The organism is Mesonia sp. K4-1 (assembly GCF_008017825.1).
Taxonomy (GTDB): domain Bacteria; phylum Bacteroidota; class Bacteroidia; order Flavobacteriales; family Flavobacteriaceae; genus Mesonia.
Genome location: NZ_VRLS01000074.1, coordinates 23,493 through 31,413, shown reverse-complemented (window position 1 = coordinate 31,413; position 7,921 = coordinate 23,493). Strand labels below are relative to the sequence as shown.

At 41.5% G+C, this 7,921-nt stretch carries 6 protein-coding genes; all 6 read left to right on the top strand.

Annotation, left to right across the window (positions count from 1 at the left end; genetic code table 11):
- Positions 1-759 (top strand): HAD-IC family P-type ATPase (locus FT986_RS11880; RefSeq protein ID WP_147865239.1); only part of this gene is annotated, 759 nt, incomplete at its 5' end.
- 158 nt (positions 760-917) lie between these two features.
- Positions 918-1,277 (top strand): hypothetical protein, encoded by a 360-nt coding sequence (locus FT986_RS11875; RefSeq protein WP_255505960.1) that lies wholly within the window; start codon positions 918-920, stop codon positions 1,275-1,277.
- 71 nt (positions 1,278-1,348) lie between these two features.
- Complete coding sequence (locus FT986_RS11870; RefSeq protein ID WP_147865237.1) at positions 1,349-2,533, top strand: TolC family protein; 1,185 nt, start codon at positions 1,349-1,351, stop codon at positions 2,531-2,533.
- 18 nt (positions 2,534-2,551) lie between these two features.
- Complete coding sequence (locus FT986_RS11865) at positions 2,552-2,842, top strand: hypothetical protein (RefSeq protein WP_072316419.1); 291 nt, start codon at positions 2,552-2,554, stop codon at positions 2,840-2,842.
- 20 nt (positions 2,843-2,862) lie between these two features.
- Positions 2,863-4,365 (top strand): efflux RND transporter periplasmic adaptor subunit, encoded by a 1,503-nt coding sequence (locus FT986_RS11860; protein ID WP_147865236.1) that lies wholly within the window; start codon positions 2,863-2,865, stop codon positions 4,363-4,365.
- A gap of 12 nt (positions 4,366-4,377) precedes the next feature.
- On the top strand, positions 4,378-7,461 hold the full coding sequence (locus FT986_RS11855; RefSeq protein WP_147865235.1) for an efflux RND transporter permease subunit: 3,084 nt from the start codon (positions 4,378-4,380) through the stop codon (positions 7,459-7,461).
- Positions 7,462-7,921 lie beyond the last annotated feature (460 nt).

Here is a 7,921-nt window from a genome sequence, read left to right as displayed (position 1 = left end):
AAAGCAGACGGTTCGGATTACGAGGCGACCGATGTTTCAGAAGTTGCAGGAAAAGGTTTAAAAGGAACGGTCAATGGTAAAACGGTATTGGTAGGTAATAAAGCTTTGATGACCTCAAATGGCATAGAAGTCCCCTCGGAAACAGATGGTATTGTAGAATCCATCGTAATGGTATCCATTGATGGAAATTTTGCAGGTTATGTAACCATTGCAGATGAACTAAAGGATGATGCGCACCAAGCCATTAAACAAATTCGAGATTCCGGAATTTCAAAAATTATAATGCTATCAGGCGACAAGGACTCTATTACACAGCAAGTTGCAAAAGAGTTAAATATTGATTGGGCGAAAGGTGGATTGTTGCCTGAAGATAAACTCAATGAAGTTGAAGAGCTCAAAAAACAACCCGAAACCAAAGTAGCATTTATTGGCGATGGTATTAACGATGCACCCGTTTTGGCAGCAAGTGGTGTAGGTATTGCGATGGGTGGTTTAGGAAGCGATGTCGCCATCGAAACAGCCGATGTTATCATACAGACCGACCAACCCAGTAAGATTGCAAGAGCGATTAAAATTGGTCGTTCAACGCGAAGAATTGTCTGGCAGAATATTGGGCTTGCCTTTGGCGTAAAGGTTATTGTCCTCATTCTCGGTGCAGGTGGATTAGCCACGATGTGGGAAGCCGTTTTTGCTGATGTTGGTGTTGCTTTATTGGCTATTCTCAATGCTGTTCGATTGCAGAAAATGAAGTGGAACTAATTATTGTCCAAGTTATATTTTGATTTCAAGTCTTAAAACTCTAAAAATATACTCAAATTTCATTAGTTTTGTATTTGATGCAAAAACCAAATAAAATAACGGCATTTTTCTTTTTAGGCTTGTTTAGCCTAATAATGCTGCATCAGGTTTTTCCACATTTGCATCATCAGCACGAGGAAACGCATTCCCATTCAGATATAGCCCATACTGGCGAACACCATCATCACGATGAAAGTACGCACGAAAAGGAAGAATCCCCATACGGTTTCTTTGGTTTCTTTATGGATATGCACGTTCATTCAACGGTGTCCAGCGATATTGTTGTACTTAAAAGGAATACTGTTGAGCAACAGACTACTGTAGATGACAATATTGTAAAAGCTGTATCTGATTTTCAAGAATTTTATGTCGTTGATAATAGGCTAAACGGTAAACCGCCAATTTATCATCCGCCCAATAGGCATTTTAATCCTTACCTCTCATCCCTCGATTTACGGGGCCCACCATCTTTAGGTTAATCGTTTAGGAATACCTACCGCTACGGCAGGAATCCTCTTATACTTTAAGATTAAACCTAAAACTTCAAACAATGAATAAATACATCGTATCCGTGATTTGCGGATGCCTGTTCTTCGTTAATGGTTTCTCACAGGATAAAAACATTGGGGAACTGCTAAACGTAATAGAACAGAACAATACTGAGTTAAAAGGCTATCAATCTTTCATTGAAAGCCAACAGCTCGAAAACAAGAGCACCAATAATTTACCCGACCCACAGCTTTCAGGCTATTATTTGCCCTTTGGCGATAACGTATCGGGAAATTACACCGAATATGAAATATCGCAATCCTTCGAATTTCCGACGGTTTACGGTTCACGCAGTAAATGGAACGACTTAAAGGCGATACAACTGCAAACGTCCTATGCCAAAAAGCGGCAGGAAGTTTTATTGGAAGCAAAATCGGTATTGATTGAACTCGCTTTCCTTCGAAAGCAGAAAGCTATTGAATCCGAAAGGCGAACCCAGAGCAAACAGGTTTTCGACCAGGTTCAAGAGCTTTATGATAAAGAACAAGTCGGAATTTTGGATTTGAACAAGGCGAAAATCGCTTGGATTCAAGAGCAATTCGTTGTTCAACAGATTGAAAGCGAAATCCAAATTGTACTGTCCAAACTCAGAACATTGAATGGCGGGAATGCCATTGATGGTTTTACAGCAGGTATCGATTTGCCTATCGAGGTTGCCGAGGTCGAAACGCTTTGGCAAGAAAGATTAACCAGCGACCCTTCGTTACAAGGTTTAAAGGCAGCTGAAACGGCTTCGCTTCAAAAAGTAAAACTTGAAAAAAACAAGGTGTTGCCCAATATGGCACTTGGTTACAATTACCAGGGCGTTAGCGGCAGTAATTTTTCGGGTTTTTACGGTGGTCTTTCCATTCCGTTGTGGAACAGCAAGAACAATGTAAAAGCGGCCGAGGCCGATTATGAATATCAGCAATCGAATACTCAAGTCATTACCGCTTCGCTGTATGCCCAATTTCAGGAAACATACAATCGATACGAATTGATGCTCGAAAAATACAATGAGTATCTAACCACAATGAGCAACTTAAACAGCGAACAACTGCTCTTTAAGGCCTATATGTTGGGCGAATATTCGTTTATGGATTACTATGTAGAGCTTCAGTTTTACCGCAATGCATCTGACAGAATGTTGCAGATGGAAAAAGAAATACAATTACTTCAGGCACAATTATTAAAACATACATTATAAACCTTTAAAACAAAGATTATGAAAATTTCAAAAATAATATTTGCAATAGCAATCGCATCAACATTTTTGGTAAGCTCTTGCAGGGAAACAAAAAAAGAGAGTACAGATGACCACGGTCACGAACATAATGAAGACGGAAGCCATATGCACGAGGAAGACATAGAACAAGAAGAATTTGAAGTAGGAAAAGATTCTATGGAAATGAAGACAAATGACCACGGTCACGACCACGATTCGGACGGTAACCATTTAGATGACGGTTCTGATACCCACAAACACGATGATGGTTCAGAACACAACGACCATTAAAAATCAAATACATTCAGAAGATGAAATATATAATAATTGTGCTCGCCTTTTTGGCAATGTCCTGTAATAACAAGGCAGAAGATGCACACGCACATAATGCAGATGGTAGTCACGTGGGCGAAGAAATTACACGATTGAGCCATACTATCTGGACGGATAAAACAGAACTCTTTGTTGAGTTTCCTGCGCTTATAGTGGGCAACGGCAGCAAATTCGCAGCCCACTTTACGGTTTTGGATAAACACCAACCCGTTCGGGAAGGTTCTGTAACGGTAAGTTTAATAAAAGACGGAAAAGGAATCAGAAATACGGTAGATGCACCGTCATCACCAGGTATTTTTTCGCCTGCCATACAACCGAAAGAAGCTGGGAACTATCAATTGGTTTTTGAATTGACGACACCAGAGTATTCGGATAAAATTTCCATTGATGATGTAATGGTATATGCCACTACGGATGAAGCCATAAAAGCTTTAGGTATGGAAGAAGAAGATGAGGCCATCTCGTTTTTAAAGGAACAAGCTTGGAAAATCGATTTTCAAACCGCGCCCGTGGTTTCTGGTAAAATTTACGATGTCATCAATACGTCCGGCGTTTGGATGCCATCACCAGGATCAACAAAGTCCTTGGCAGCAAAATCCAATGGAGTGGTAGATTTTAAGGTAAACAATCTTACTGAAGGTACAGCGGTAAAACAAGGTCAGTTATTGATGAGCTTAAATAGTCAAGGTTTGGCATCCAATAATTTAAGTACGGATATCGCTTCCGCGAAAGCGACATTCCAACAGGCCAAATCAGAATATGAAAGGAAGAAAGAGCTCTATGAATCCAAAATAGTCCCGAAATCTGAATTTGAAAAAGTAGAGAGCAGTTTCGAGATAGCCAAAGCCAATTATCAATCATTGGTGTCCGGTGTCTCGGGCGGAAGCAAACAAATACGTGCACCTTTTGATGGTTTTATCAAATCCATAACAGTTTCCAATGGCGATTACGTAGAACAAGGCGTAGCGCTTGTAACCATTGGGACGCAACATTCCAGAGTTTTAAAAGCGCAGTTAGCACCCAACTACGGGCTTGCGATGGGCAATGTACAAGGTATATGGTATCAGGATAATGATAACCAATGGAAAGACGTAACTGATGCCGAGGGCAAAATCCTTTCGATTGGTAAGGACGTGGAACGTGAAAACCCTTTGATTTCTGTTTTTGCAGAAGTCAATGCTACCGTCGATATGCCAATAGGAAGTCTAACACCTGTTCAGATAGCGATGGGAAATGCAACACAGAACATAATGATTCCTGTGAATGCTCTCTTGGAAGACTATGGAAGCTATTCAGTTATCGTTCAACTATCAGGCGAAAGTTTTGAAAGACGACCTGTTAAGATTGGAAAGCGCAATGGCGAAAATGTAGAGATACTGGAAGGTCTGCAAGTTGGCGAAGTGGTGGTAACTACAGGAGCATATCAAGTTAAAATGGCTTCAATGTCGGGTTCAACACCGGCGCACGGCCACGAACATTAAAAACGAAGAGAAATGTTAAATAAAATATTATCAATTTCACTTCAAAACAGATTGCTCATTTTATTGGGAGCGGTTGCATTGAGCGTTTTGGGAATCTATTATGCGCGTACAATGAACGTGGACGTATTCCCAGACCTCACGGCACCTACGGTAACCATTCTTACCGAAGCCCACGGAATGGAATCTGAAGAAGTAGAGAAATTAGTGACCTATCAACTGGAAACTGCCTTAAACGGTTCGCCCAATGTAAGGCGAATTCGTTCCTCATCGGCGGCAGGTGTTTCCATTGTTTGGGTAGAATTTGAATGGGGAACGGATATTTACCGTGCCCGACAAATCGTGAGCGAACGTATCCCGATGGTACGAGAGAACCTACCCGAAGGCATAGGAGCACCAACGATGGCACCTATTTCATCCATTATGGGCGAAATAATGCTCTTGGGAGTGACATCAGACAGTCTTTCGCCGATGGAACTGCGAACCTTATCCGACTGGACAATCAGACCTCGCATAAAAGCCATTGGCGGTATTGCGAATGTGGTGGTCATTGGCGGCGATTACAAGCAATACCAAGTATTTGCCAATCCCGAAAAGATGAAGTATTACGACGTGAGCCTATCGGAATTGGTAGAACACGTTAAGGAAGCAAATCAAAATGCGCCCGGTGGTGTCATCAATCAATATGGCAATCAGTACATCATTAAGGGAAGCGGTAGAGCCTATGCGCTGGAAGACTTGCAGGAAGCAGTACTTAGGGAAGTGAATGGTCAAACTATCAAGATTAAAGACGTTGCAACCGTACAGATTGGTGCAGCTGATAAAATTGGCGATGGTTCATTAAACGCAAATCCCGCTGTGATTCTGACTATTTCAAAACAACCCGATGTGAATACATTGGAGTTGACAGACCGACTGGATGAAGCGATTGCTGATTTAGAATCCACATTGCCAAAAGGGGTCAACATCAAAAGTCAAATTTTCAGGCAATCTGATTTCATAGATGCTTCTATTAGTAATCTAAATATGACTCTTTTAGAAGGTGCGTTTTTTGTAATGATTATCCTGTTCATCTTTTTAATGAACTGGAGAACTACCGTTATTTCCTTGCTGGCAATCCCTATTTCATTATTGGTATCCATCATTATTTTGAAATGGCTGGGTTACACCATAAATACAATGAGTTTGGGTGGTATGGCTATTGCCATAGGAGCGTTGGTAGATGATGCCATCATCGACGTGGAAAATGTATATAAACGCTTGCGTGAAAATATCAGAAAACCAAAAGCGGAGCGGGAATCGACCATAAAAGTAGTGCGTGACGCTTCAGTAGAGATACGAAGTTCCATTATCATCGCTACCTTAATTATTATCGTTTCGTTTGTTCCCTTGTTCTTTTTAAGCGGAATGGAAGGCCGATTGTTACAACCGCTCGGAATAGCCTTTGTGACCTCGGTATTGACCTCATTGGTAGTTGCCGTGACGGTCACGCCCATTCTGTGTTCCTATTTACTGGACAATGAAAAGCTTTTGAACAAGCAAGCTGAAGGTACACGTGTGGAGCGATGGTTACAAAAGCATTATGGCAACCTTTTGGAACGTGCAACACGAATTCCCAAAACCATTATTGGCCTAACTGTGATTGCCTTTCTGTTAAGTCTTTTAGTGGTCACACAGTTGGGAAGGAGTTTTCTTCCTGAATTTAACGAGGGTTCTTTAGTAATAAGTGTAGTCGGTCCACCGGGAATGTCCTTGGAAGAAAGTAATAAGACTGGAAAGTTAATAGAGACCATTTTATTGGATATGCCCGAAGTAGAGGTCGTTACTCGAAGACAAGGACGTGCAGAACTGGACGAACACGCGCAAGGTGTGAATGCTTCGGAAATCGATGTGCCCTTTGTTCTCGAAGACAAAACCAAAGAAGAATTCTTTGAAGAAGTCCGAAATAAATTGAGCATCGCACCTGGTGTTAATATCACATTAGGACAACCTATCGCACACCGAATTGACCATATGCTTTCGGGTACACGTGCCAATATTGCAATCAAGATATTTGGTTCAGATTTACAACGTTTGTTTGAAGTTGGTAAAAGCATAGAGCAGAACATTAAGGATATAGATGGACTGGCTGACGTTGCAGTTGACCAACAAATTGAAGTGCCACAAATCCGCATCAAACCCAAACGCCAGATTCTCTCGGCCTATGGAATGACGGTGGGCAATTTAATGGAGCAAGTGGATATTGCCTTTGCGGGGGAAGAAGCGGGCGAGATTTATGAAGGTCAACAGTATTTTGATTTGGTAGTACGCTATGAAAAACAGTTTCGGGACAATATTGAGAACATCAATAAAACCTTGATTAGTTTACCAAATGGCGGACAAACCACGCTGGGCGAATTGGCAACCGTTCAATCGGTAAGCAGTCCAAACACCATCAATCGGGAAGAGGTACAACGAAAGATTGTGGTCGCCGCCAATGTTCAAGGCAGGGATTTACGTGGTGCTGTTAACGAAATAAAGGAAGTCGTGGGCAACAATGTAAATATGCCAGAAGGCTACCGTGTGCAATATGGTGGACAGTTTGAAAGTGAATCCAAGGCATCACAGCTTCTCTTGATAACGGCCATCATTGCCATAGCCATCATTTTCTTGTTATTGTATTATGAATTCAAGGATGTAAAACTGGCGTTCGTAGTGTTGATTAATTTACCGTTGGCATTGATTGGTGGTATCTTGATAGTGTATTTTACTTCAGGTATCATAAGTATTGCAGCGACCATAGGTTTTATCAGTTTGTTTGGTATTGCCACACGAAATGGTATTCTATTGGTCTCACGGTATGAAGATTTGAGAAAAGAAGGAGTACACGGTTTTCAGTTAATAAAAGCTGGAGCTTTAGACAGATTAAATCCCATATTAATGACCGCCTTTACCACAGGTCTGGCATTGATACCATTGGCTCTAAAAGGTGGCGAGCCCGGTAGTGAAATCCAAAGTCCAATGGCCGTCGTAATTTTGGGAGGTTTGCTTTCAGCCACTATTTTGAATTTGGTGGTTATTCCTTGTGTGTATCAGTTGGTTCTAAAAAGGGAAAAATAGCAAACGAATTACAATTAAAAACCTTCTTGCTATGGTAGGAAGGTTTTTTTATGCATTAATTTTATAATCCCACTCAGCACATTCCCCTACATTCCACGCTCGCCTGCTGAAAAAGCAGGCAACCACTTCACTTCGGGCAAAGAGCTTCACTACAAAGGTCTTGGACACAATCCCCAATTTCAGCTTTCCATTCCGTTAACCCTTCCCGCTACGCTGGGAAGGAACACTACATTCCAGAGCCAAAATCGTGAATCAAGTCCGTTTTTCATCGGAAAGTCATCCCTTCGGTTTTCTTAACAGGATTTTCGGCGCGGTCTTCTTGAGCCCTCAATCGAAAATCCTTAAAAACCGAACCGCTGCCTTACACATTTTAAGGGGTTTATAATGGATAAAGCCTTTGTTGTTTTTCGGGTCGTCGAAAAACAGGCAGTACATAACCAATTCTAAATTAAACCCAGCC

Excerpts from the sequence above, each read along its gene's own strand:
- FT986_RS11870 (WP_147865237.1), top strand. The coding sequence starts at position 1,349 with ATGAATAAATACATCGTATCCGTGATTTGCGGATGCCTGTTCTTCGTT.
- FT986_RS11865 (WP_072316419.1), top strand. The coding sequence starts at position 2,552 with ATGAAAATTTCAAAAATAATATTTGCAATAGCAATCGCATCAACATTT.
- FT986_RS11860 (WP_147865236.1), top strand. The coding sequence starts at position 2,863 with ATGAAATATATAATAATTGTGCTCGCCTTTTTGGCAATGTCCTGTAAT.
- FT986_RS11855 (WP_147865235.1), top strand. The coding sequence starts at position 4,378 with ATGTTAAATAAAATATTATCAATTTCACTTCAAAACAGATTGCTCATT.